General features: G+C 39.2%; 24 protein-coding genes. 7 read left to right on the top strand and 17 right to left on the bottom strand.

The features are described from left to right. Nucleotide 1 precedes the first annotated feature (1 nt). Both AC0JIQ_RS09830 and AC0JIQ_RS09825 read right to left on the bottom strand, forming a co-directional pair. A complete protein-coding gene (locus AC0JIQ_RS09830; protein ID WP_474201538.1) occupies nucleotides 2-1,192 on the bottom strand; it encodes an efflux RND transporter periplasmic adaptor subunit in 1,191 nt (396 codons plus the stop codon). A 161-nt stretch (nucleotides 1,193-1,353) separates the two neighbouring features. Beyond that, nucleotides 1,354-1,806 (bottom strand): Lrp/AsnC family transcriptional regulator, encoded by a 453-nt coding sequence (locus tag AC0JIQ_RS09825; protein ID WP_004661566.1) that lies wholly within the window; start codon nucleotides 1,804-1,806, stop codon nucleotides 1,354-1,356. A gap of 134 nt (nucleotides 1,807-1,940) precedes the next feature. On the opposite strand from AC0JIQ_RS09825, the gene AC0JIQ_RS09820 reads away from it, so the two are divergent. After that, nucleotides 1,941-2,561, top strand: a complete 621-nt coding sequence (locus AC0JIQ_RS09820) for a LysE family translocator (RefSeq protein WP_474201537.1) — start codon at nucleotides 1,941-1,943, stop codon at nucleotides 2,559-2,561. Between the two features lie 50 nt (nucleotides 2,562-2,611). On the opposite strand, the gene dapC is transcribed toward AC0JIQ_RS09820, so the two are convergent. The 4 genes from dapC to AC0JIQ_RS09800 all read right to left on the bottom strand — a co-directional run bounded on the left by dapC (nucleotide 2,612) and on the right by AC0JIQ_RS09800 (nucleotide 8,278). Continuing rightward, a complete protein-coding gene (gene dapC / locus AC0JIQ_RS09815) occupies nucleotides 2,612-3,781 on the bottom strand; it encodes a succinyldiaminopimelate transaminase (protein ID WP_474201536.1) in 1,170 nt (389 codons plus the stop codon). An 81-nt stretch (nucleotides 3,782-3,862) separates the two neighbouring features. Further along, nucleotides 3,863-6,526 carry a [protein-PII] uridylyltransferase gene (gene glnD / locus AC0JIQ_RS09810; protein ID WP_005215553.1) on the bottom strand — a complete coding sequence of 888 codons (2,664 nt, stop codon included), beginning with the start codon at nucleotides 6,524-6,526 and terminating at the stop codon, nucleotides 3,863-3,865. A gap of 24 nt (nucleotides 6,527-6,550) precedes the next feature. Beyond that, nucleotides 6,551-7,768: a formate-dependent phosphoribosylglycinamide formyltransferase gene (gene purT, locus AC0JIQ_RS09805; RefSeq protein WP_474203249.1), complete on the bottom strand. Its 1,218-nt coding sequence runs from the start codon at nucleotides 7,766-7,768 to the stop codon at nucleotides 6,551-6,553. Nucleotides 7,769-7,888: 120 nt separating this feature from the next. Continuing rightward, nucleotides 7,889-8,278, bottom strand: a complete 390-nt coding sequence (locus AC0JIQ_RS09800; protein WP_474201535.1) for a tautomerase family protein — start codon at nucleotides 8,276-8,278, stop codon at nucleotides 7,889-7,891. A gap of 194 nt (nucleotides 8,279-8,472) precedes the next feature. On the opposite strand from AC0JIQ_RS09800, the gene AC0JIQ_RS09795 reads away from it, so the two are divergent. Together AC0JIQ_RS09795 and AC0JIQ_RS09790 are read left to right on the top strand one after the other, a co-directional pair. Continuing rightward, nucleotides 8,473-8,937, top strand: coding sequence for a hypothetical protein (locus AC0JIQ_RS09795; RefSeq protein WP_034601254.1), 465 nt, complete (start codon nucleotides 8,473-8,475; stop codon nucleotides 8,935-8,937). Nucleotides 8,938-8,946: 9 nt separating this feature from the next. Continuing rightward, nucleotides 8,947-9,450: a hypothetical protein gene (locus tag AC0JIQ_RS09790; protein WP_474201534.1), complete on the top strand. Its 504-nt coding sequence runs from the start codon at nucleotides 8,947-8,949 to the stop codon at nucleotides 9,448-9,450. Between the two features lie 113 nt (nucleotides 9,451-9,563). On the opposite strand, the gene AC0JIQ_RS09785 is transcribed toward AC0JIQ_RS09790, so the two are convergent. After that, entirely contained in the window at nucleotides 9,564-9,848 is a 285-nt protein-coding gene (locus AC0JIQ_RS09785) for a hypothetical protein (protein WP_474201533.1), read from the bottom strand. Between the two features lie 211 nt (nucleotides 9,849-10,059). Then, on the bottom strand, nucleotides 10,060-10,764 hold the full coding sequence (locus tag AC0JIQ_RS09780; RefSeq protein WP_004661578.1) for a Crp/Fnr family transcriptional regulator: 705 nt from the start codon (nucleotides 10,762-10,764) through the stop codon (nucleotides 10,060-10,062). Nucleotides 10,765-10,870: 106 nt separating this feature from the next. On the opposite strand from AC0JIQ_RS09780, the gene AC0JIQ_RS09775 reads away from it, so the two are divergent. Next, on the top strand, nucleotides 10,871-11,404 hold the full coding sequence (locus AC0JIQ_RS09775; RefSeq protein WP_046738533.1) for an Mpo1 family 2-hydroxy fatty acid dioxygenase: 534 nt from the start codon (nucleotides 10,871-10,873) through the stop codon (nucleotides 11,402-11,404). A gap of 133 nt (nucleotides 11,405-11,537) precedes the next feature. Continuing rightward, nucleotides 11,538-12,113 carry a hypothetical protein gene (locus AC0JIQ_RS09770; protein ID WP_474201532.1) on the top strand — a complete coding sequence of 192 codons (576 nt, stop codon included), beginning with the start codon at nucleotides 11,538-11,540 and terminating at the stop codon, nucleotides 12,111-12,113. 28 nt (nucleotides 12,114-12,141) lie between these two features. Here AC0JIQ_RS09770 and AC0JIQ_RS09765 read toward each other — a convergent pair whose 3' ends face one another. Beyond that, nucleotides 12,142-12,303 carry an alpha/beta fold hydrolase gene (locus AC0JIQ_RS09765; RefSeq protein WP_474201531.1) on the bottom strand — a complete coding sequence of 54 codons (162 nt, stop codon included), beginning with the start codon at nucleotides 12,301-12,303 and terminating at the stop codon, nucleotides 12,142-12,144. Between AC0JIQ_RS09765 and AC0JIQ_RS09760 the strand changes: the two genes are divergently transcribed. After that, nucleotides 12,227-12,553 carry a helix-turn-helix domain-containing protein gene (locus tag AC0JIQ_RS09760; protein WP_474203248.1) on the top strand — a complete coding sequence of 109 codons (327 nt, stop codon included), beginning with the start codon at nucleotides 12,227-12,229 and terminating at the stop codon, nucleotides 12,551-12,553. The genes AC0JIQ_RS09765 and AC0JIQ_RS09760 overlap by 77 nt on opposite strands. Here the strand turns inward: AC0JIQ_RS09760 and AC0JIQ_RS09755 are convergent. From AC0JIQ_RS09755 to AC0JIQ_RS09720, 8 genes are all read right to left on the bottom strand, one after another. Continuing rightward, entirely contained in the window at nucleotides 12,546-13,391 is an 846-nt protein-coding gene (locus AC0JIQ_RS09755; protein WP_004661587.1) for a GGDEF domain-containing protein, read from the bottom strand. The genes AC0JIQ_RS09760 and AC0JIQ_RS09755 overlap by 8 nt on opposite strands. 19 nt (nucleotides 13,392-13,410) lie before the next feature. After that, the gene (ychF, locus tag AC0JIQ_RS09750; RefSeq protein ID WP_004661588.1) at nucleotides 13,411-14,502 is read right to left on the bottom strand and encodes a redox-regulated ATPase YchF; all 1,092 of its coding nucleotides are present in this window, start codon (nucleotides 14,500-14,502) and stop codon (nucleotides 13,411-13,413) included. Nucleotides 14,503-14,601: 99 nt separating this feature from the next. After that, nucleotides 14,602-15,261 (bottom strand): methionine ABC transporter permease, encoded by a 660-nt coding sequence (locus AC0JIQ_RS09745; RefSeq protein ID WP_474201530.1) that lies wholly within the window; start codon nucleotides 15,259-15,261, stop codon nucleotides 14,602-14,604. Then, nucleotides 15,242-16,312: a methionine ABC transporter ATP-binding protein gene (locus AC0JIQ_RS09740; protein ID WP_474201529.1), complete on the bottom strand. Its 1,071-nt coding sequence runs from the start codon at nucleotides 16,310-16,312 to the stop codon at nucleotides 15,242-15,244. Before AC0JIQ_RS09740 ends, AC0JIQ_RS09745 begins: the two co-directional genes overlap by 20 nt. Before the next feature lie 11 nt (nucleotides 16,313-16,323). Next, on the bottom strand, nucleotides 16,324-17,154 hold the full coding sequence (locus AC0JIQ_RS09735; protein ID WP_474201528.1) for a MetQ/NlpA family ABC transporter substrate-binding protein: 831 nt from the start codon (nucleotides 17,152-17,154) through the stop codon (nucleotides 16,324-16,326). Nucleotides 17,155-17,181: 27 nt separating this feature from the next. Further along, nucleotides 17,182-18,594: an LLM class flavin-dependent oxidoreductase gene (locus tag AC0JIQ_RS09730; RefSeq protein WP_474201527.1), complete on the bottom strand. Its 1,413-nt coding sequence runs from the start codon at nucleotides 18,592-18,594 to the stop codon at nucleotides 17,182-17,184. Next, the gene (locus AC0JIQ_RS09725) at nucleotides 18,594-19,817 is read right to left on the bottom strand and encodes an SfnB family sulfur acquisition oxidoreductase (RefSeq protein ID WP_474201526.1); all 1,224 of its coding nucleotides are present in this window, start codon (nucleotides 19,815-19,817) and stop codon (nucleotides 18,594-18,596) included. The genes AC0JIQ_RS09730 and AC0JIQ_RS09725 overlap by 1 nt, the downstream gene beginning before the upstream one ends. 10 nt (nucleotides 19,818-19,827) lie before the next feature. Beyond that, on the bottom strand, nucleotides 19,828-21,039 hold the full coding sequence (locus AC0JIQ_RS09720) for an SfnB family sulfur acquisition oxidoreductase (protein ID WP_474201525.1): 1,212 nt from the start codon (nucleotides 21,037-21,039) through the stop codon (nucleotides 19,828-19,830). Nucleotides 21,040-21,397: 358 nt separating this feature from the next. Here AC0JIQ_RS09720 and AC0JIQ_RS09715 point away from each other — a divergent pair, with 358 nt between their 5' ends. Then, nucleotides 21,398-22,168 carry a glutathione S-transferase family protein gene (locus tag AC0JIQ_RS09715; RefSeq protein ID WP_004661598.1) on the top strand — a complete coding sequence of 257 codons (771 nt, stop codon included), beginning with the start codon at nucleotides 21,398-21,400 and terminating at the stop codon, nucleotides 22,166-22,168. Nucleotides 22,169-22,461: the final 293 nt, after the last annotated feature.

The raw sequence follows: 22,461 nt of genomic DNA, 5'->3' as shown, positions 1-22,461 counted from the left end.
TTTATTTCTCCTGTGTATTCACAAGTTGTTTGGTCAGTGGGGTATCAGGTATGTCTTTGGCAACAGTAACTAAATCTCCATCAGTTAAGAAACCTGTTCCAGAAGAAACCAATTTTACTTGTGTTGGTAAATCCATGATTTCCACACGATCACCTAGACGGCGACCTACAGTGACTTTTTGCTGTGTTACACGATTATTTTGATCAACAATAAAAACATAAGAAAAACCATCCCGCAGTAATAATGCCGTTTGTGGAATGGTTAATGCTGGTTTTTCACCTAAATCAAATTCACCTTTCACAAACATTCCCATACGAACAGCTTGAGTCGTTGGAATATCGACATAAACTAGACCGTAACGAGTTTGTGGGTCAATCACAGGTGCTATCATTCGAACCTTGCCTGTAACTGTCGCTTGAGCAGGATCAGGTGAAATGATGCGTGCAGTCATCCCTTGTTTAAGTTTATATAAATCAGAAGAAGTGACTTCGGCACGCCATTCGAGTCGATGATCACGAATCAAACGGAATAATTCTTGTCCTGTTTGTGCTAAAGATCCAACCGTGGCAGTTCGTGCTGAAATAACACCATTATCAGGTGAAACCACTTGAGTTTGAGCTAAGCGTAATTGATTACTTTCAATTTGAGCTTTGGCTGCGTCAAGACGAGCTTGTGCAGTTGCTTGAGAGGTTTGATATTGCGTGGATTCTTGAGCAGAAATTGCACCCGTATTTTTAAGCTGTTGAATACGTTTGTTATTGGTAATCGCATCAGCTAAAACAGCTTGTGCTTCGGCATAACTTGCCTGAGCTGCTGCAAGGTCAGCACGTATTGTTTCACTGTTAATTTCAGCTAAAACTTGACCGCGTTTTACCTCATCACCAACATTCACATTGACGCGAGTAAGCCGTTGACCTGATAGCTCGCTCCCAATGACAACTTCTTGCCACGCTGCAATATTTCCATTTGCGGTAAAGCTTTGTTTCCAATTTTGCTGTTCAGGTTGAACAACCGTCACCGTCAGTGCTGCTTTTTGTTCTGCTGAATTTGCCCCTTTGCGCTTTTCCATATTTGCTGAGCTTTTGGCTTTATTTGTTTGCCAAAACATGACTGCAATAATTAAAAAAACAACAATGATTGCTAAAGTAAACCAAATTTTTTTCTTAGTTTTCTGGGGAGTTTGAGAAGCCATCTTTCCATAATCGCCAAATATTGATGGCCTAAGTATAGACGAAGATTTCAACAGATGGTCAATAGTAAACTGACAGATGAAAAAATTAATAAAGGGCGAGTTTCAACACAATATAATAAGATACGGCTTATAAAGTGATCACTCGCTATAATTTCAGATTGCTATAAAGGAAGTAAGCGATTAGTCACCACGCTTTTCATTACAATCGTGGAAGTAAGGCGCTGTACATTCGGTAAAGCAGACAGACTGTCGTCATAAAGTTTTTGAAAACTTGCTAGATCTTTGGTCACTACATGCAACAAATAATCAGGATTGCCAAACAGTCGCTGTGCTTGAATCACATTTGCAATTTCACTGACCTTTTCTTCAAAGCTAGACAAAGCCCGCTTATCACCATCTTTTAAAGTCACAAAAATAATTGCAGCAAAATTAAAGCCAATTTGAGAGGCTTCAAGGTCGGCATGATAGCCTTTAATGACCCCAGATTCTTCTAATGCCTTCACTCGGCGATGGCAAGGGGACAGACTTAAGCCTATTCTTTCAGCCAATTCGGTGATAGATAATCGCCCATTTGCTTGTAGTTCAGCAATAATTTTCTTATCAATGCGATCCATTTGGAATAATCTACCTTTTAGTTTTGAAAACAAGCAAACATTTGGAATAACATTTTAAGCATTAAAGCCTATTCTCTCAATTCTATTTTCACCAAATGGTGAAAAATAATAATGATGGCGAGTAGGTGTCTGATATGGATCTAAGTGTAATTTTTGCTTTTTGGTGTGTTTCAATTTTATTTGTTTTAACACCGGGTGCAGATTGGGCTTATGCGATTCTAGCTGGCATAAAAGGACAGTTTGTTATGACAGCGGTGATGGGCTTGGTGTTGGGGCATTTAATGGCTATTTTATGTGTTGCGGCTGGAGTTGGCACTTTGCTTAATCATTATCCAATTCTTTTAAGTACCATGACGATTGTAGGTGCTTGTTACTTATTTTGGATGGGCATAAGTCTATTGATTCGCCCCGCGGTGATTTCAAATGAGACTAAACAAAATCAGTCACTTGAATCTGCTCAATCATGGCTAATTAAGGGCGTGGGGATTAGTGGATTAAACCCTAAAGTGCTGTTGTTATTCTTCGCTTTATTACCTCCATTTATCCATCCTAAAGTCGCACTTTCCCCAACAGCACAAATTATTGTGTTAGGAATGATTCATTTGCTAAGTTGTGCTGTAGTTTATATTTTGGTTGGAATCGCAGCGAAGAAATTATTAAGTACACGACCTCAAGCTGTAAAAATAGTCAGTCGTATTTCGGGGAGCTTAATGATTTTGATTGCCACCATATTGATGATTGGACAGCTTTCATGAGCTACTGAAGAATCTATACTTTGGCATAGATTCTTCAGATATTTTATTGATTAAAGAATCGCTTTTAGTCGTTTTACCACTTCTTCACACTGCGCTAAATCTGCGACTAGTGCCATCCGAACATGTCCTTCGCCCGGATTACCTTGTTCGGTATCACGAGATAAATAGCGACCTGGTAACACCTTAATATGGGCTTTTTCCATCAACATTTTCGCAAAAGTTTCATCATTATCAACTTTTAACCAATAATAAAAACCTGCATCAGGTTTTTGTAACGGTAGTAAATGTCCTAATTCTGTTTGGAATAAATCAAATTTAGCACGGTATTGTTGACGATTTTCTTCTACGTGTGCTTCATCATTCCATGCCGCAATCGAAGCCAATTGATGTTGAACAGGCATCGCAGCGCCGTGATAGGTACGATATTGTAAATAAGGTTTTAATAATGCTGCATCACCCGCAACAAAACCAGAACGCATACCTGGGAGGTTTGAACGTTTAGAAAGGGAATGGAACACGATACAATTTTTATAATCATCACGTCCTATTTCAGCACAAACTTCTAAAAGCCCAATCGGTGCTTCATCAAACCATAACTCTGAATAACATTCATCAGAAGCAATCACAAAACCATATTGATCAGAAAGTGCAATCAACTTTTTGAATTGCTCTTTTGAAAGTACAGTACCTGTTGGATTACCCGGTGTGCAAACGAATAATAATGCTGTGTTTTCCCATACTTCCGCAGGAACGGCATCAAAGTCGCCTAAATAACCATTTTCCTCGGTGCAGTTGATAAAGTAAGGCTTTGCACCTGCCAATAATGCAGCACCTTCATAAATTTGATAGAACGGATTTGGCATCACGATATACGGTGCATCTTCGCGTTTAATTAAGGCTTGCACAAAAGAAAAGATACCTTCACGTGTACCAGAAACAGGCAAAATATGTTCTTCTGCACTAATATGATTCAGTTTGAAACGATTACTAAGCCATTGTGCAATACTATGGCGCAGTTCGGGTTGCCCTTTACTATTAGGATAAGTCGACAAATGTGCAAAATTATCAATAATAGCTTGTTTAACGAACTCTGGTGCAGGATGTTTTGGTTCACCAATTGATAATGGAATCAAGGGTAAATTGGCAGGTTGCACATCTTTAAAAAGTTGATTTAACTTTTCAAAAGGATAGGGATGCAATAAAGACAAGCTGGAGTTCATTTAAACAATTACCCAAAATAAGCGTTATAAGTCCCCAAAGATACGACATAATCATCATACCCAAGGGGGATTCAGGGGATTTTAAGATGGATTACAAATTTGATTCGATGCTTCATCTAAAGCTGCTTTAAGCGTTTCCGCAAAAGCTTTCACCTCTTCATGGGTGAGTAATATACCGTTTTTCTTGGTCACAAAGAAAATATCTTCTGCTCTTTCACCCAGTGTTGCAATTCTAGCAGAGTGAATATCCAATCCTTGTAGCATAAACAAGGCGCCAATCCGAGCTAAGAGACCCGGTTGATCGAGCGTTGAGATTTCAACCATATGTTGCTGTAAAGTTGGGTTGAGTACGATATCCACGGTATTTTGCACATCGAAATGACGTAAATGGCGTGGAATACGGCGTTGCATAATGCCCGGATATTGATCTGAATGGCTGAGTGCATCTACAAGCGCAGCTTTGACTTTGCGTTCACGCTCTGGGTCGGTCAGTAATGTACCAAAACGATCAAGAACTAAATACGTATCTAAACTAAATGATGTAGTTGCAGTAATAATTCTTGCATCTTGAACATCAAGATTCATGCGGTCTAAGACAGCAACCGTTGTTGCAAATAAGTTCGGTTGATCACGGGTGTAAATAAAGATTTGAACGGCGTCATCCGCAGCATTTCGATGTGCGCGTAATAAAACCAAAGGCTCTGGGTTATCACCATGCTGTAAAATCGCTTGAGTATGCCATGCAATTTCATTAGCTGATTCTTTAACGAAGTATTCATCACCGAGTTCTTGCCAAACTTTTTCGACTTCAGCGAGAGAGAAATCATTGACCAATAATTCACTGGCAGCAAATTTGGTGTCTTCAATCAACATTTGATAGTCAACAGGACGACCTAAGCCTGAACGAATGACATCTCGCGCATAGGTATACAACTGGCGCATAAGGGAAGCACGCCATGTATTCCAAAGTTTAGGATTCGTGGCATTAATATCAGCGACCGTTAAAGTGTATAGATAGTCCAAATGTTCCATATCACCGACTTTTTCGGCAAACTCTTTGACTTCATCTGGATCAGAAATATCTTTTTTCTGTGCAGTAAGTGACATGAGTAGATGATTGTTAATCAACCATGCTACAAGTTTACATTCACGTTCAGTAAAACCATGCGTGCGACAGAACTCGATGGCATCTAATGCCCCTAATTCACTATGATCGCCGCCACGACCTTTCGCAATATCATGGAAAATTGCTGCCATATAGACAATATCGTGACGCGCAATGCGTTGGAATACTGAACTCACCACAGGGAATTCTTTAGCGAATTCAGGTTCTTTAAAGCGACTTAAGTTTCTGAGTAATAATAAGGTGTGTGCATCTACCGTGTAGATATGGAACAGATCGTACTGCATTAATCCTGTAATCTGTCCAAACGAAGGAATATAGTTCCCTAGTACGCCATAACGTTTCATCGCCACCATCGTGTCATATAAGTGCGGTGAGCGAATAATTGACATGAATAATGCTTGATGTTCTGGATTGTCCCTGAAACGTTGATCAATTCGTTTTGCTGCGAGCACAAGAAGACGCAAGGTACGAGCACGAATACCTGTAATTTCTGGTCGATTGGCTAACAGATAGAATAGTTCTAAAATTGCACTCGGCTCTTCAGAAAATACTTTGTGATGCTGAACAGCGAGTTTGCCGTCTACAATTTTAAAGCGGTCATTAATGTCGATAATTTGGCGTTCATAATCAGGCAGACGAGGAGTAATGACTGATTCATTGAAATAAGCAAGTAACATCTCATTTAGCGTTGAAACTTGTTGCGCTGTTCGATAATAACGCTTCATGAATTGTTCAACTGCAAAGTTCACAGGTTGACCTTCTTCGCGAACATAACCAAATTTTGCTGCTATATCTCTTTGATATTCAAATAATAAGCGATTCTCATCTCGTTTTGCGATACGATGCAAATGGGTTCTAATCTCCCATAAGAAACTTTCAGCTTCTTCCAGTACGCCTAATTCAAATTCAGTAATAAAGCCTAAGTGAACTAAATCATAAATACGATTGACACGGAAGTGACGTTTGGCAATCCAACCAATTTGATTAATATCACGAATACCGCCAGGTGCATTTTTGATATCTGGTTCTAAATTGCTTTCAGTATTATTGTGTTGAGCGTAGCGCTTGGTCTGTTCCGCCATTTTGGCATCATAGAACGTTTTATCTGTCCATGTCTGGGCGACAATACGACGTGGCCATTTAGCCAGTTGTTCATTGCCTGTAATTAAACGTGCCTCGATTAAAGTTGAAGCAACAGTTAAATCATTTGCTGCTTGTTCAACACAGTTTTGAATCGTACGAACGCTAATACCAGGTTTAAAATTACCAACATCCCATAAGGATGAAATAAAAGTTGAGATCAGTTTTTCTTGTTCTTCGCTGATTTCATCTTCAGATAAAATCATAATGTCAGTATCAGAATATGGCAGCATTTCGCGACGACCATATCCTCCGACCGCAAATAAACCTAATTCAGTTTTATTTAATTCAGCATGATTCCATAAAAAGACTAAGGCCTCATCAATCGAGTTGGAACGAGCCTTAATCACTTCACGAATAGCTTGCCCATTTTCATAACTCTCTTGTAATTGCTTTTCTACATCTGTTCGCCATTGATTAATGGCTTTAATATCATGATGACTGGTGACATAGTTCAGCAAAGGAGATGTATTGATCATGAAAATGGGTCTACTCAATTTAAGTTAAGAGTTTGTGTGTACGCTCACTTGGTCAGCAGCTTGTTGCGCTAATTCACGTGCTTGGTCTGTTGTTTCAGCGCGTGCTGTTGCAACTCCCATACGGCGACGTTTAAAACCTTCAGGTTTACCAAATAAACGTAAGTCAGTATTCGGATTGGCTAAAGCAAGATTCAAGCCATCAAAGCTGAGGTTATTGGCATCTACACCTGCATAAATCACGGCACTTGCAGCAGTACTATGGCGAGCTGTATTAACAGGTAAACCTAAAATAGCACGCGCATGCAATTCAAATTCGCTTTGGAATTGAGAAGCTAAAGTTACGAGACCCGTATCATGTGGGCGAGGGGAAACTTCGCTGAACCAAACTTTATCACCTTTGATAAATAGCTCTACACCAAAGATACCACAGCCACCTAATGCAGTTGTTGCTTTGTGTGCGATACGTTTAGCTTCTTGTAAGGCAGCGGCAGTCATTGGTTGAGGTTGCCAGCTTTCGACATAGTCACCCGCATCTTGACGGTGTCCAATCGGATCACAGAAATGGGTTTCGATTTCGCCAGTCTTAGGATTTTTTGCACGAACTGTTAATAAGGTGATTTCAAAATCAAAATCAATTTGTGATTCGATAATCACTGTACCTTGATTCACACGACCGCCTTGCATCGCATATTCCCAAGCGGCATCAACTTCATCAAAGCTTTTAACGCGAGACTGACCTTTACCTGATGAGGACATCACTGGCTTTACAAAGTTTGGATAACCGATGTCATCACATGCAGCGCGGAAACTTTCTAAGGTACTGGCAAAGCGATAAGCGGATGTTGGTAGACCGAGTTCTTCAGCAGCTAAACGACGAATTCCTTCGCGGTTCATTGTGAGATTGACTGCTTTAGCTGAAGGAATAACGGTTGCTGTTTGGCTTTGTTCAATTTCTACAAGCACTTCAGTTGCAATCGCCTCAATTTCAGGAACAATCAAATTGGGTTGAATTTTTTCAATTAATTGTTTTAATTTAGTTGGATCAGCCATATTCAATGTATAAGAAAAATGTGCAACTTGCATGGCTGGTGCATGATCATAACGATCTGCGGCATGAACTTCGACACCTAAGCGTTGTAAAGAAATCACAACCTCTTTACCTAGCTCCCCAGAACCTAACAGTAAAACCTTAAATGCAGAAGATTGAAGTGGAGTTCCAAGAGTGACGCTCATGCGTGTAATCCTATCCTGAGTAATTTGTGGTTAAGCATAGCAGAACTTTTTGATGAATTAAGCTTGCCTGATACAAAAAAACAAGGTTTTGTTAGACAAAAAATATGACTTATCATCGTGTTGATCTGTTTAGACATTGACTTGATAGTTAAGTCGTAATTCATCTGCATTTTGACCACGGATTCCCCAATTTGATTTTGGGGTTTCAAAAATTGTAATTTCAATATCTTGTGGGGAAATACCGCATTGCTGCTGAATATTAGAAAAAATTGATTGAATGAATTGTTTTTTTGTCGAAATTGTTCGCCCTTCAAACATTGAAATTTCAATAATCAAATATTTTTCACTGCGATCATTTGGATATATAAAATCTTCCGGATCTAAAGCAATAAAGCGCTGAAATTTTTTTTCTACAGGATAATCTAGGCTTGTGACAAGTGCTTGGTGAATAGCATCTGACAATTGACTTCTAAATTGTTGAATCGTTTGATGTAGTGCATAAATTTTGATTTGAGACATAAATAAGTTATTCCAAAATTAAGATTAGAAATTTTGATTCACATGATATTTTTATTTCACCACTTTAAATGATATTGGCATTAAATCAATTCTTTAGAACGTAGATTGTTCTTTGGGATAAATAAGTAACAACGATTGAGTATTGTTGCTGAATTGACTAGCATAATGCGCAAATGTTCCATTGGCGATTTGATATGTTTAATACAAAAACTCATGTAGCGACAATAATGTTGTTTAGCAGCCTTTTATTGACTGCATGTGATCATTCAAGCAATCAGCCAGAAAAAAAAGTGGAAATTAAAGCAGCACCTAAACTTAATAATGATGCAACAAGTTACGCACAAGCTGCTTGGAAGCTCATTAATGAAATTGATCCAATTGTCTACAATAAACAATCTACTGAGATAGAAGATAAAGTCAGAAAACCATTACGACAACTCAGTACCGATTGGCGAATTAATGTCAAAATGACGGATTCTGTGACTGAAGGAAAATATGCGCTATGCCGTAAAGCATTGACTAGTCTGGATACTTGGGCAAGAGATGTCAAAGATAATGTGAGTTCGTCAACGCAAAAGCAAGCTGACTACGAACGAGACAAAGCACAGTGTAAAGATGCAATTGATAATCCAGCTTTAGGCAATACCTCACCTAAATAAGAGTGAAAAATGTATCTTCGTATCTTATCGGTTTTCTTGATTCTATTTGGTCTGTTGGGAATAAACACCAGTTATGCCCAAGTAGATTTTCATCTTACGTATCAGGTGAAAATGCCGAATACGAAGCCTGTACATTTTTTAAATGATAGTTCATTTAGATTTGTTAGCCTGTCGCCCTTCTTTACTGCCAATGAGCTAGTGAATGCCAAGGTTATTCTTGTTGAAGGTAGGGCAGTTGTTGAAATCGAAATTTCAGCTTCTGCTCAGAAAAAGTATAATCAGTTAGTCAACAGGAATATAGAAAGTCAAGATCAAGGTCTATTTAATCAATTAATTGGTTTAGGCATCATGATTGATGGACAGCCAGCGAAGGTTATACAAGGGATTTATAGACCTATTTCAGACCAGAAATTATGGTTTTTCTTGGTTGATGATCGTTTGCCTACCAATGAACAATTTCGTCAAGCAAACAAAATTGTGAAAAAAATGAAATTGGTCAAAGCGTCACATTGAAGTCATCTAATTTGCAATTTATTCTAGTTTTTAGCTTAAAAATGATGCCATTTCAATAAAAAGCGAGATGATAAATCTCGCTTCAGCTGGTTAAAGCTATCATGAGTTTGGGGTTATGAGGTTTTTCCTGTTTTTGCGGCTTCCTGCTTGATTTGTGTGGTTGATGTCGTTGCTGCTTTTTTAATATCCGATGACATTTTCATAGTGTCATGTTTCATTGTATCTTTTGCTTTCGTGGTTTCTTTTTTGGTTTTTACGAGATTTGCTGCTACGCACTTGCCACCTTTATGATTTGGTCCTGTGCCACCCTGTAATTGAGTTCCTTTCGGGCAGGCAAATGCACTTGCGCTTAATACGGTGAATAAGCCTGCTGTTAGAATTGTTGCGACTTTTTTCATAATTGTCATCTGAATCAGGTAAGCGATAGTGCTTATGATTAATTTAGACGAGTTTTTAACAACAAAGCAGAATGATTTTGTGAATAATTTAAATTGAAGCGTAGTGTTTTATAGCGAGAGTTTATCTTTTAATTTATTTTTAAGATTAAGTGGATATTGCATAATAGATGATCTAATTTTCTAAATAAGATCATACTATCGCCGTAACACTTTATTGCTTTAGATAACCGACAGCAGCGACTTTCTTTAACTTTTCAATATCAATCACTTCAATTTTTTTAAAACCAAGTTGTATGATTCCTTGTTTTTCAAATAGATTTAATTCTTGATTAACAGTTTGTCTTGAGATTGTTAGCATATTAGCAAGTTGATCTTGTGAAATTTGAATATTGAAATCTTGAATACAAGAGCGATTTCCATAACCTTCAAGTATAAATAATAAACGTTGTGCAAGACGCTGGCTGATACTTTGAGTCTGAATTGCAATTTGTTCTAAAAAGACATAACGGAGTTTTTGACTGGTAAGCAAAGCAAAGTAATACCAGTAATAGGGATTTTGCAGTAGAAATGCTTTAAGTGGTTGTGCTGGAATTTGTAAAACGACACTTTTCTTGAGTGCAATAGCATCATGAGAGCGTGGTTGCTGGTCAATAAGAGAAATTTCGCCAAACCACATGATGGGTTCAGCAATTGCAGCAATCGCTTCATTCCCATTCACATCGATGTATCCCAAACTAATCGATCCTTCAAGCACACCATAAACACCATCGAAAAGGTCTTGAGCATGAAATACGGCGGCATTTTTTTCTATGCTATATTTTTTCCCATGCTCGATGATGAAGTTTTGAAATGGTAAATCTAGGTGACTGAACCAAGCATTTTGATGTAAATGTTTAATATAAATTGCATCTAACACAACATTTCCTTTGTTAAAAATAAATCCATTTGTCAGCTATATGACAATTTCACATACTCATTTCTTATAGATTAACAGCATAAACTAAATATATGAGGAATGAGCAATGACAAATTTGGAACGACAACTCAGTCAGTATGCTGCTTACCATTTAGATCGAAATAATATTATGACTCATTTTGTAGGCATTCCTTTAATCGTTTTCTCTATCTTATGTTTAACCGCACGAGCAGGTATTGAAATTTCTGGTTTCTCTATAACCTTAGCTATGATACTGATTGTTTTAAGTAGTATTTATTATCTTACACTTGATAAGTTGTTTGGTGCATTGATGCTGATTTTATTGGTGTTGGCTTATCCTCTAGCTTTAAAAGTTGCGGCTTTATCCATGTGGAGTTGGTTAGGTGCAAGTGTTGGTATTTTTGTTGTAGGCTGGGTTTTTCAGTTTGTAGGACATTATTTTGAAAAGAAAAAACCAGCATTTGTTGATGATCTGATTGGTTTGGCAATTGGTCCATTGTTCGTTCTAGCTGAGTTCGTATTTTTACTGGGTTTCCGTAAACCATTACATCAACGTATTTTGAAAGAAGCTGAAAGCAAACGTGCCGCGATGGATATGAAAGTCCAAACTGCATCTTAAGCCCAGATAATTTTAAAAGAGCCGAGATCATTTAGATTTCGGTTTTTTTATTGCAATAAATAGATCATTTAAAATATGCGATCAGCTTGTTATGCTGAATGGTCTTTAACCTAAGATTTATATTTAAAAGCAAATGACAGGAATTTACGAATATTGGTCATTACCGCACAAGTTAAACATTAAATGCCCATCATGTCAGAGCAAAGCGAACTTTGAATTTGCTCGATTTGCTAAGATTCAGCTCAAAAAAGACATCGATTATTTTCAGCAACATCCAGATTTTGAATATCAGCGTTTTCAGGATAGTTGTGGTGGTTATTGGAATGCTGCTTTTTACTATCCCAATTTATCAGTTGATTTGCAGCAGATTCGCGATTTACCTGAGACTTATGATGTAAAAAAATGGTCTGTTCCTTACTCTTCAATGAATAAAGGAGGAGTAGTGTGTGAATCTTGTGGTTGTCGTCAAAAACATGAACTGAATTGGCCGAATGATGCCTATTATGTGGTGATGTATAGACAACAAGCGCTATGGGCATTTCATCGTGAAGCGGCGATAGATCTCTATGATTATTTAAAAGAAGATTTACGTGATCATAAAAAATATCGCTATTCCTTCTTTTTGTTGCATATCCCGACGATTTTTAAACAGAAGAAGGCAAGAGAGCATGTGACCGAAAAATTACAGAAATTATTAAAAAATCAGTAAGATGGGATGAGCGATTTTTAATGTCATTTTACGCGTAGATTTCAACAAATTCCTTGATGATTTGAAAAATGAGTTGAGGTTTTTCTCGATGGGGAAAATGTCCACACGCTTCAATCAAATGTAATTCTGCATCCGCATATTTAGCTAATCGTTCAGGTTGCGCTAAGCTGCCATGTGCTGCGGAAAACAAGATTGCCGATCTGGCCCAGCAATTTAATTTTAGTGAGCGGAATTTAAAACGGCGTTTTCAATTGGCGACGCAGATTTCTCCCATTCAATATTTGCAACAGGTGAGAGTTGATAAAGCCAAGAAGTTATTATTAACCACAGATATGAATATTCAGCAAATTGCTTATGAAGTGGGCTATGAAAATGTGAGTTTCTTTATTCGAATATTTAAAAAGATCACAGCTTGTACACCAACGCAATGGGTCAAATAAATGATTGAATCGTGGTTTGTGATTTACCTAAAGATTTTGATTGATACATGAGCTGATCTGCAGTCTTGGTCGCATCTTCAAGGTTTTCTGGTAATTCGGATAAAATGGCTAAACCCATACTAAAATCGACGCCATATTTTTGATTTAAGCCACTTTCTGCAAATAATGTTCGCAAGTGATGATCACAAAGATATGCTTGAGTTTCATCAATATCTAATAAAATAATTGCAAACTCATCACCACCTAAACGGGCAACAATGTCTGAAGAACGACATGATTTTTTTAGAACTTGTGAAAATTGCAATAAAACTTCGTCACCACGATGATGTCCATGAGTATCATTCACTGCTTTAAAACCATCGAGATCAATAATTCCAACGGCGAATAACGACTGTTTACGAAAATTTAATTTACGCAAAATACGATATTCAATATCGAGAGCACGGCTATTATCGAGAGAGGTGAGCTGATCTTTCATTGCTAAATTTTTCATTTCTTGCCAGTTTCTTCTAACATTTATGAGCAAGAAAGCAACGATTGAGAACAAGCCTAGACGAACGATTGTATTCCAAAAAGGAATGATAGGGTTTGAATACAGATGACCCGCATTAATATCAGCAAATAACCATGTAATTGCTGATAGTAAAATTGTTACTACGGTAACTTTAGCATGGTCGTACCATGCTGCAATTGATACAGGCAGTAGGTAAAACACAGAGAACGAATATTCATAACCTGTTACCAAGTCAATTATCCCAAGCACGGTGGTAATAAGTATAATTAATAACCGTCGTATTGCTGGATTATGAGCGAATAATCGTTCTAAGGTTCTTTCCATAGCGCCTTAATGTGAATAATTATACGTTAAAGCGGAAGTGTAATACGTCACCGTCTTGAACGACGTAAGTTTTACCTTCTAGACGCCATTTACCTGCTTCTTTGGCACCGCTTTCTCCGTTGTATTGAATGAAGTCATCATAAGCAACACATTCAGCACGGATAAAGCCTTTTTCGAAATCGGTATGAATCACACCAGCTGCTTGTGGCGCAGTCGCACCGACTTTAACCGTCCAAGCACGAACTTCTTGTACGCCCGCAGTGAAGTAAGTCTGTAAGCCAAGTAAGCTATAACCTGCACGAATTACCACGTTTAAGCCAGGTTCTTCCATACCCATCGCTTCCAAGAATTCAGCGCGGTCTTCATCTTCTAATAATGAAATTTCAGCTTCGATTTGGTTACAAAGTGGTACAACAATCGCATTTTCTTCAGCAGCAAGTTTTTTTACTGCGTCAAGATGTGGATTATTTTCAAAACCATCTTCTGCAACGTTAGCAATATACATAGTCGGTTTAAGTGTCATTAAACCGAAACCGCGTACCGCTTTACGTTCGTCATCAGAAAGGTCAGCGGCACGTGCTGGTTTGCCTTCATCTAATAATGGTTGAATTTTTTCTAAAGCTGCTTTGGTTGCAATCGCGTCTTTATCGCCACCTTTTGCCGCTTTAGTTAAGCGTAATAATGCTTTTGCAACGGTATCAAGATCAGCAAGTGCAAGTTCAGTATTGATGGTTGCAATATCATCTAATGGATCAATTTTACCATTTACATGAATCACGTTTTCATCTTCGAAACAACGTACTACGTGTGCAATTGCATCAGTTTCACGGATATTGGCAAGGAATTGGTTACCCAAGCCTTCACCTTTTGATGCACCAGCAACCAAACCTGCGATATCAACAAATTCCATCGTAGTCGGAATAACACGTTGCGGTTTAACAATCGCTGTAAGTTTGTCTAGGCGTGGATCTGGAACAGGGACAATACCTGTATTCGGCTCAATGGTACAGAACGGAAAGTTTTCAGCTGCAATCGCTGCCTTTGTTAATGCATTGAACAATGTAGATTTACCTACGTTTGGCAGACCAACAATACCGCAATTAAAACCCATGAAACCACTCACAAATGTGTTATTTAAAAATTGCTGCTGATTTTACATGAAAGCCATGACAAAGTCAGGTCATGGCGAGTGTGGATTTTTATTTCGAGTTTAAACTTTGCGTTTATCGAGCTGTTTGGCAATATTATCGCCTGTGGTTTGTACCAACATGACCAAAACAATCAGGACTAAAATCACCGCCAACATCACTTGCATATCAAAACGTTGATAGCCATAACGATAGGCGATGTCGCCCAAACCACCAGCACCAATCGCACCTGCAATGGCAGAAGAACTGATCATGGTGACAATCGTCACGGTAAAGCCTGCAACAATTCCTGGCAAAGCTTCAGGAAGCAATACATGCCAAAGAATCTGCTTTCGATTACAGCCCATTGCCTGCGCTGCTTCAATCAACCCTTGATCGACTTCACGTAGACTGACCTCAGCAATACGGGCGAAGAACGGAATCGCGGCGATGGTCAACGGTACAATCGCAGCCAAGACGCCGTAACTGGTAGCGACGATCCATCGGGTAAATGGAATCAAAGCCACCATCAAAATCAGGAAGGGTACAGAACGGGTAATATTGATCACCCAGCCTAATGATTGATTGATTTTCTTTGAAGGATAAATCCCAAAATCAGCAGTACTCACCAAAATTAAGGCAATTGGCAGACCAATCAAAAAGGCGAGAATCGCTGAAACACCGACCATGATTAAAGTATCGGTAGTGCCAGTCAGTAGCAGATCAATGAGCTGATTGTACATAACCGATCACCTCCAGTTGTGTTATTGCAGGATGTTTTTCAGATTGTGAGTGGTTGAGATCAAAGTCGAGATTGCGAATCCCGATGATTAGTGAACCGATGGTATGTTGTTGAATGGTATCTATCTGACTGTAATACACCTGAACGGGGCTATTAAAGCCATCCAATAGTTCATATAAATCCGGCACAGATTTCGATTCACTGACATATTTCAATTTTAAAATCTGATGCGTACTCTGAGGCAGAATGGTTTGGCTCAACTCAAAGGGTAAATTCACCTGTTCAAAGTTGAGTAATTCCTGTGTGATCTGATGTTGCGGATTGGAAAATACTGACCAGACTTGCCCTGCTTCAACAATTTCACCCTGATCAATTACAATCACCTGATCGCAAATCTCTTGGATGACCTGCATTTCATGGGTGATCAAGACAATGGTTAAACCGAGGTCTCGGTTGATTTGTTTTAATAAGAACAGGATATTGGCTGTACTTTCAGGGTCCAGTGCGGAAGTTGCTTCATCACAAAGGAGAATTTCAGGCTGAGAAACCAAAGCACGTGCGATACCAACACGTTGTTTCTGCCCACCAGACAGTTGAGCAGGGTAATCATGTCGCTTTGCTTCTAAGCCAACCAATGTCAGTACATCACTGACGCGTTGTTCAATCTCAGCCTTATCATAACCTGCAATACGGAGTGGTAAAGCCACGTTTTCCCACACTGTTTTGGCAGACATCAAATTAAAATGCTGAAAAATCATGCCAATTTTCTGCCGAGTTTTGATCAACTCGGCATGGCTAAGGTCAGCAATATTTTGTTGGTGAATCAAAATAGTGCCTGTATCAATCGACTCCAATCCATTGATGGTACGCAGTAGGGAGGATTTACCAGCACCACTTTTTCCGATAATCCCAACAATCTGTGCTTTGGGAATATCAATATTAATGTCTTTTAAAGCATGTAAGCGTTGGCCCTGTACATCATAAAACTTATTTAAACCGCGTATTTTCAGATGCGGGACTGAAAAATCGACTTGTGAACCAAAACTCACCATGATTGTTCTCCTTATTTCCAACCTGGGAACCACAACGTTGGACCGAAATCGCTATCCAAGGCTGCTTTAACTTTGGGTGAGTTTTGATAAATCTCGACAAATTTCTGTAGTTTGTTGTCCTTGTCCTGATAGTCATCACGCACTACAAACAAAATCGCATAACGTTTATTGGTATTGTCATCAAACAATAAGGCACTTTCAGGATCAGCCGTTTTTGCCAAGCGTAAGTAATGTGGATAGCCAAAAGCGAGATCAACATCATCAATCGCACGTGCAGTTTGAGGACCTTCAACTTCGGTAAATTTCAGGTTCTTCGGATTTGCAGTAATGTCTTTTAGTGCAGAAAGATGATTGTTGCTGTCTTTAAGTTCAATCAATTTGGCTTGTTGTAAAAGCAGTAATGCACGGCCTTGATTCACTGGATCATTGGGAATCGCAACAGTGGCACCATTCGGGAGTTCATCAAAACTTTTATATTTTTTTGAATACAGTCCAACATGCGAAGACGCACCTGCAGCAAACGATTTTAATTTAAAGCCAGTTTCTTTAATGGCATTATCTAAAAAGGGCTGATGCTGGAAAAAGTTCGCATCAATATCACCATGATTCAAAGTGATGTTAGGCGTATTCCAATCGGAAAACTCGACCAATTTGACATTCAAACCTTGCTGTTTGGCTTCATCCACTGCAACTTGCAATGGATGGGCAAAAGAAGGACTGATCCCAATCACAAGTTCACTGCTATGGTTCTGTCTTTGTTTATTCCAAATCAATAAGGCAATAATCGCAACAACGACGACAAGGCCAATACCAAGCCATTTTTTAGAGGCTGTTTGAGCCATATATTTCTCCAATTCTTTTCTTAAATGTTAAGCACTAATTTCTTCAATTATTTTTAGGTCATCTGCGTTGTTATGCGGTCTACATCGGAACTGATCAGCAGGATGGCTTGCAGCTAAATGATCGCCTTGGGCAAACAGTTTGTGGCGCAGTGAGCCTGTGGCATATCCAGTTTTATAACGTCCACGTTGCTGTAACTCAGGGATCACCAGTCGAATAAAATCATGGTGTGATTCAGGTGCAACCGTACGCGTCAGGTTAAAACCGTCAATGCCCGTTTGATCGAGTAGTTCAATCAGATATTCAGCAACTTCAGTACCGCTACCGACAATAAGGGGATAACGTCCACCTAAAACATGTTGTGCTTTTAAGTCATTTTTGCTGATGCGCTGTTCTTTAAATTTCTCATTGACGGAAGCAATACTGTTGCTCCTTTGATAAGGAATCGCTTCATCATCTGCAAACTTGGAAAGATCAATCCCGACTGAACTGGCATAATGTGCTAAACCCGCTTCAGGGCTGGCATGTTGACGATATTCAGCCAGTTTTTGCTGGGCGAGTTCATGTGTTTCCGCGACTACGACGGTAATACCGACAAAGATTTTAATCGCATCTTCATCACGACCTTGTTGCTGTGCTTGTAGTCGTATTTTATTAACTTGCTGACGAATCTTTTCAGGTTGATCACCCCCAATAAAAATACATTCCGCATGACGCGTGGCAAACTGTAGTCCCTTCGGTGAAGCACCGGCCTGAAAAAGTGTTGGTGTACGCTGTACCGACGGCGCCACCTGAAATACCCCTTGGCTTTGGTAATATTGCCCTTGATGATTGATCGAGTGGACCTTGTTCGGATCAGTAAAAACGCGTTGTTGTTTATCTTTTTTTAAGGCATCATTTTCCCAAGAACCTTCCCAATATTTATAGCAAAGCTGTAAAAATTCCTCAGCCTGATCATAACGCGCATCATGATCTTTTAAACCTTTTTGCCCAATTAAGCGTTCGGCACTGTCCAGATAGCCTGTGACAATATTCCAGCCGAGACGACCTTGGGTTAAATGATCAAGACTGGCAAATCGCCGTGCAAATTGGTAGGGCTGTTCATAGCTCAAATTAACGGTCACACCAAAGCTCAAATTCTGCGTGACCAAAGCCATAGCCGAAATTAGGGTAGAAGGATCATGACTTGGTAACTGAATCGATTCTTTCAGGGTGAGATCGATGCCATTCTGATAGACATCATAAACACCTGTAATATCAGCAAGGAATAAGCCATCAAACAAACCTTGTTCCAGAGTCTGTGCCAATTCGGTCCAATAACTCAGCTCATTAAAGCGATGTGATTGATCACGCGGATGCGTCCATAAGCCATGATTGATATGACCGACACTGTTCATATCAAAGGCATTTAACAAGATTTTTTTAGCAGTCGTTTGACTCATTACAAAGTCCCCCGACGTGGAGGCAGAATGCCATTCAACACATAATTACCGATAAAGTAATATTTCCAGCGTGCAGCATCATGCAAGGTATGAACCCGTGCATTACGCCAATGTCGATCCAACCCATCAGCACGTTGACTGCCACGGCTGCCAGCCAATTCAATCAGTTTTGATGAGGCTTTTAATGCGGTTTCCGTACTATGCGCACGAACTTTGGCGACATCAATTGAGGCTTTGGCTAAGGTCTCTGCATTGAGATCCTGTTTGGCAATATCTACAGATCGAGCTGCTTGTTTGAGGAGTAATTCGCTGGCTTTAACATCCGTTGCCACACGACCCAGCTCTGATAGGGTTAAGGGATCTTGAGTGGCGGACTCAATATTGGCATCAATCCAAGGACGCGCCACACGCACGCGTTGTAGTGTTTCCTCAAATGCGGCACGGGCAATCCCAACTTCAATCGCAGCATGCATGATTTGTGCAAATGGACCAACCAAAGACAACTGCTTGAATGCGGTATCAAAAGGAATCACATCCTCTTTGGCAACAAAGACCTGATTAAACTTAACTGTGCCGCTGCCCGTGGTGCGTTGCCCAAAACCAGACCAGTCATCAATCAGCTCAAGCCCTTGACTGTCGCGTTGTACAAAAGCCAGAAACTCATTACCCGTTTCATCAACTACTAAGGTTGGAATACGATGTGCAAACAAACTGCCTGTGCAATAAAACTTTTCTCCATGAATCAGATAGCCTTTCTCATTTGGAATCAATGTTGTTTGCTTATGGGCAGATGTGCGAGTTTTAAATTCAGCTAAGGCATTACCAAAGCGTGCACCATGTAAGACTTCTTGATAGAGACGTTTCTTTTGCGCTTCTGTGCCTGTATTACGCAATACTTCCAATGCATAGAAGTGATTTTGTGGAATTTGTCCAATCGAACCATCCACACCGCTAAACAGCGCAATGACTTTGGCAACAGTGAGGCTGGAAACTTCTGCGCCACCATACTGCTTAGGTACAGTAATCGCCCATAAACCAGACTGGCTATAGCTTTCGATTTCAGTAAATGGCAGGTTTCGATTGGCATCGCGTTCTACCGCATTTTGTTTAAACTGCTGACTCAGTTGGGTCGCAATTTCAAGCGCTTCCGCATCGCTTTGAATGATATGCGCTGTTTTAAGATTGGTTTTGGCAAAACCTTGTAATTCTTGGTATGAGGTCATGATTTACTCCTTAAATCCAGGCATGGCGGGCAGGGTGTGTACCATTAAGGTAATAGTCACCGATGGCATGGAATTTCCAACGCACAGGATCGTGTAAGGTATGTACGCGAGCATTGCGCCAATGCTGATCAAGATTATGTTGGCTCAGGCTGGCACGACTGCCACCAAGTTCCAGTAATTTTTCGGAGATATGCAGGGCTGCATCATTGGCATAGATCTTTGCTTCTGCCACTAAAATAGAGGCATGAGCAGCTTGCTCAGCAGAAATTGCAGCGATTTGATCAAGTTCATCTAGATATTCGGCAGCATCATCCAGTAATAAAATGGCTGCATCGAGCAGGATATTGAGTTTGCCAACTTCTTGTAAGGTGTAATGTTCTTCACTGGCTTTTTCTACGCCTGCATCAATAATGGGACGTGCTTTACGAATGCTGGATAAGGTGTCATCAAAAGCTGCTTCGGCAATGCCAACATCAATCGCAACTTGTAAAAGTTGTGAATACGCTCCGCGAACATTTGGGGTGTCGGCAATAATGCGCTCATCGAAAAATAGTGCATGATCAACGACAACGTTGTTTAGTTTTACCGTTCCACTGGCTGTGGTACGTTGTCCAAAGCCATTCCAGTCGTTAATCACTTCAATACCAGCAGCATATCGATCAACGATCGCCAATACGGTATAACCTTCAGGATGTAGTGCGCGGATCGCTAACCAATCTGCAAAACTAGTCCCAGTCGAGTAAAACTTTTCTCCATTTAAAAAGTATTGACCATTTTCCAAAGTTAAAGTGGTTTGAAAGGCTTTGGTATCTTTGGAGTTTTTTTCAGGTCCACCATTGGCGATGCGTTTGCCTGCAAGAATTTCAGTATAGATAAACTGTTTTTGCGCATCTGAACCCGTGATATTAATAAAATTTAAAAGGCCGAATTGATTTTGTGGAATTTGTCCAACATTGGCATCGGCTTTACTCAAAATACGAAACACATGGGCTAAGGTTTTATTGGAGACAAAAGCACCACCATATTGTTGTGGTACACGGATTCCACCGAGACCTTTTTGGCTAAACTGAATGATTTGTTCTGTGGGTAAAACACGATTTTGATCTCGATTATTTCGATCTTCTAATGCAAAGTCAGCAACTTGATAGGCAGCATTAATGGCCTGTTGATCATTTGAAATCAGTTGTACTTGAGTTCTAATGGCTGATGGTTTACTGGACATGTGAGTACCTCTAATAGCTAAGAAGTACTTTATAAAAATTTTACTTTTCCATTAAATGATGAGTTGTGGCTTAAATATCACAATAATTTCTAAGCATTTTTTATGAGAAAAATAACAAAAAAATTGATATCTAATCTAAATATAAAACAATAGTTTATGTAGATTGAAAGTTTATTGATAAGTATAAAAAGCTCTTTTCTATGAAAGAAAGGAATATTCTCACCACGAATATTGATAAAGAAACTTTGCCATAATTAAAAAAGATAGAGCGAAAACGACATTGTAATCATTCATTTTTACTTCTAAAGTAGAGCAAACATTAGGTTTGATCGAGTAGAAAAATAAATTTGGAGAGTTTATGCGGGTTTTATACCAATTTCCTTTGTCTCATTATTGTGAAAAAGCTCGCTGGTTGTTAGATCATAAGGAATTGGACTATGTGGCACATAATTTAATTCCTGGTTTTCACCGAGCATTTACCTATCTTAAATCTGGGCAATATCTATTGCCGATGTTGAAAGATGATAAGCGCTGGGTTGCTGATTCAACACAAATCGCTTTATATCTTGATAGTACTTATCCTGAACATGCATTATTGAGACGTGATGAACAGTTACGTGAGCAAGCTTTAGAAATTGATAAATTATCGGGTGAGCTGGGTGTGCATGTCCGACGTTGGTCATTGGCGCAAGCATTATCTGTTGGCGATCATCCACTCGAAATTATGATGGGTGAGCAAGGCTATTTACGCCAGTTTGAAAAAATTTCTAAACCAATTTTAAAGAGTTTAGTTTCTTCAAACTATAAGTTAAATCCTGAGAAAGTCGCAAAATCTAAATTGAGAATGACCGAGTTGATTACTGACCTCAATCAGCGCTTGATTGATAATCAAGGGCGTTATTTGGTTGGCGATCGTCTAGGTTTAGCTGATATAGCAGTTTGTTCGATTCTTGCGCCTTTACTCGTGATTAAAGGTACGCCGTGGGAATTGGAAAATGATGATATTGAACAATTCACGGGTGAATTGAAGGAATATCATGACTATCTATTAGATTTACCGCTTGGACAATATGTACAGCGTATTTATGCGACTGAACGTAATGCACGGGTTGATTGGCGCGGTTTATAAGATTTGTTGATGGACAAAGCCCTGATTGAAAGTAATCGGGGCTTTTTTATGAGAAAGAAAAGAGCAAAATAGTCAATAAAGTAAAAAATTATCGGTGAATAAAATTAATTATTAAAAGAAAATTCGTTTTAAGCAGAAAATATTAGAAATTATTGCCAAATTTACTTTAAAAAAACAGAAAAGAGGGAAATAATTATAGAAAGGCTTTGCTATCTTATGTTTCAGGGTGTGATGGGGATCGAAACGAGTTGTTCACTATTGGGAGATGAGTTGAACAGCTGCTCAAAAGGTCT

It is taken from the genome of Acinetobacter sp. FB (genome assembly GCF_056033405.1).
This window is presented reverse-complemented; position numbering and strand designations above follow the sequence as displayed.

What these genes read in the sequence shown, in the direction of transcription:
- dapC (WP_474201536.1), bottom strand. Translation starts at nt 3,781, where the DNA reads ATGAACTCCAGCTTGTCTTTATTGCATCCCTATCCTTTTGAAAAGTTA.
- AC0JIQ_RS09770 (WP_474201532.1), top strand. Translation starts at nt 11,538, where the DNA reads ATGACAGGAATTTACGAATATTGGTCATTACCGCACAAGTTAAACATT.
- AC0JIQ_RS09775 (WP_046738533.1), top strand. Translation starts at nt 10,871, where the DNA reads ATGACAAATTTGGAACGACAACTCAGTCAGTATGCTGCTTACCATTTA.
- AC0JIQ_RS09795 (WP_034601254.1), top strand. Translation starts at nt 8,473, where the DNA reads ATGTTTAATACAAAAACTCATGTAGCGACAATAATGTTGTTTAGCAGC.
- AC0JIQ_RS09715 (WP_004661598.1), top strand. Translation starts at nt 21,398, where the DNA reads ATGCGGGTTTTATACCAATTTCCTTTGTCTCATTATTGTGAAAAAGCT.
- AC0JIQ_RS09820 (WP_474201537.1), top strand. Translation starts at nt 1,941, where the DNA reads ATGGATCTAAGTGTAATTTTTGCTTTTTGGTGTGTTTCAATTTTATTT.
- AC0JIQ_RS09730 (WP_474201527.1), bottom strand. Translation starts at nt 18,594, where the DNA reads ATGAGTCAAACGACTGCTAAAAAAATCTTGTTAAATGCCTTTGATATG.
- ychF (WP_004661588.1), bottom strand. Translation starts at nt 14,502, where the DNA reads ATGGGTTTTAATTGCGGTATTGTTGGTCTGCCAAACGTAGGTAAATCT.
- AC0JIQ_RS09800 (WP_474201535.1), bottom strand. Translation starts at nt 8,278, where the DNA reads ATGTCTCAAATCAAAATTTATGCACTACATCAAACGATTCAACAATTT.
- AC0JIQ_RS09740 (WP_474201529.1), bottom strand. Translation starts at nt 16,312, where the DNA reads ATGGTGAGTTTTGGTTCACAAGTCGATTTTTCAGTCCCGCATCTGAAA.
- AC0JIQ_RS09755 (WP_004661587.1), bottom strand. Translation starts at nt 13,391, where the DNA reads ATGGAAAGAACCTTAGAACGATTATTCGCTCATAATCCAGCAATACGA.
- AC0JIQ_RS09720 (WP_474201525.1), bottom strand. Translation starts at nt 21,039, where the DNA reads ATGTCCAGTAAACCATCAGCCATTAGAACTCAAGTACAACTGATTTCA.
- AC0JIQ_RS09830 (WP_474201538.1), bottom strand. Translation starts at nt 1,192, where the DNA reads ATGGCTTCTCAAACTCCCCAGAAAACTAAGAAAAAAATTTGGTTTACT.
- AC0JIQ_RS09735 (WP_474201528.1), bottom strand. Translation starts at nt 17,154, where the DNA reads ATGGCTCAAACAGCCTCTAAAAAATGGCTTGGTATTGGCCTTGTCGTC.
- AC0JIQ_RS09745 (WP_474201530.1), bottom strand. Translation starts at nt 15,261, where the DNA reads ATGTACAATCAGCTCATTGATCTGCTACTGACTGGCACTACCGATACT.
- AC0JIQ_RS09785 (WP_474201533.1), bottom strand. Translation starts at nt 9,848, where the DNA reads ATGAAAAAAGTCGCAACAATTCTAACAGCAGGCTTATTCACCGTATTA.
- glnD (WP_005215553.1), bottom strand. Translation starts at nt 6,526, where the DNA reads ATGATCAATACATCTCCTTTGCTGAACTATGTCACCAGTCATCATGAT.
- AC0JIQ_RS09790 (WP_474201534.1), top strand. Translation starts at nt 8,947, where the DNA reads ATGTATCTTCGTATCTTATCGGTTTTCTTGATTCTATTTGGTCTGTTG.
- AC0JIQ_RS09725 (WP_474201526.1), bottom strand. Translation starts at nt 19,817, where the DNA reads ATGACCTCATACCAAGAATTACAAGGTTTTGCCAAAACCAATCTTAAA.
- AC0JIQ_RS09825 (WP_004661566.1), bottom strand. Translation starts at nt 1,806, where the DNA reads ATGGATCGCATTGATAAGAAAATTATTGCTGAACTACAAGCAAATGGG.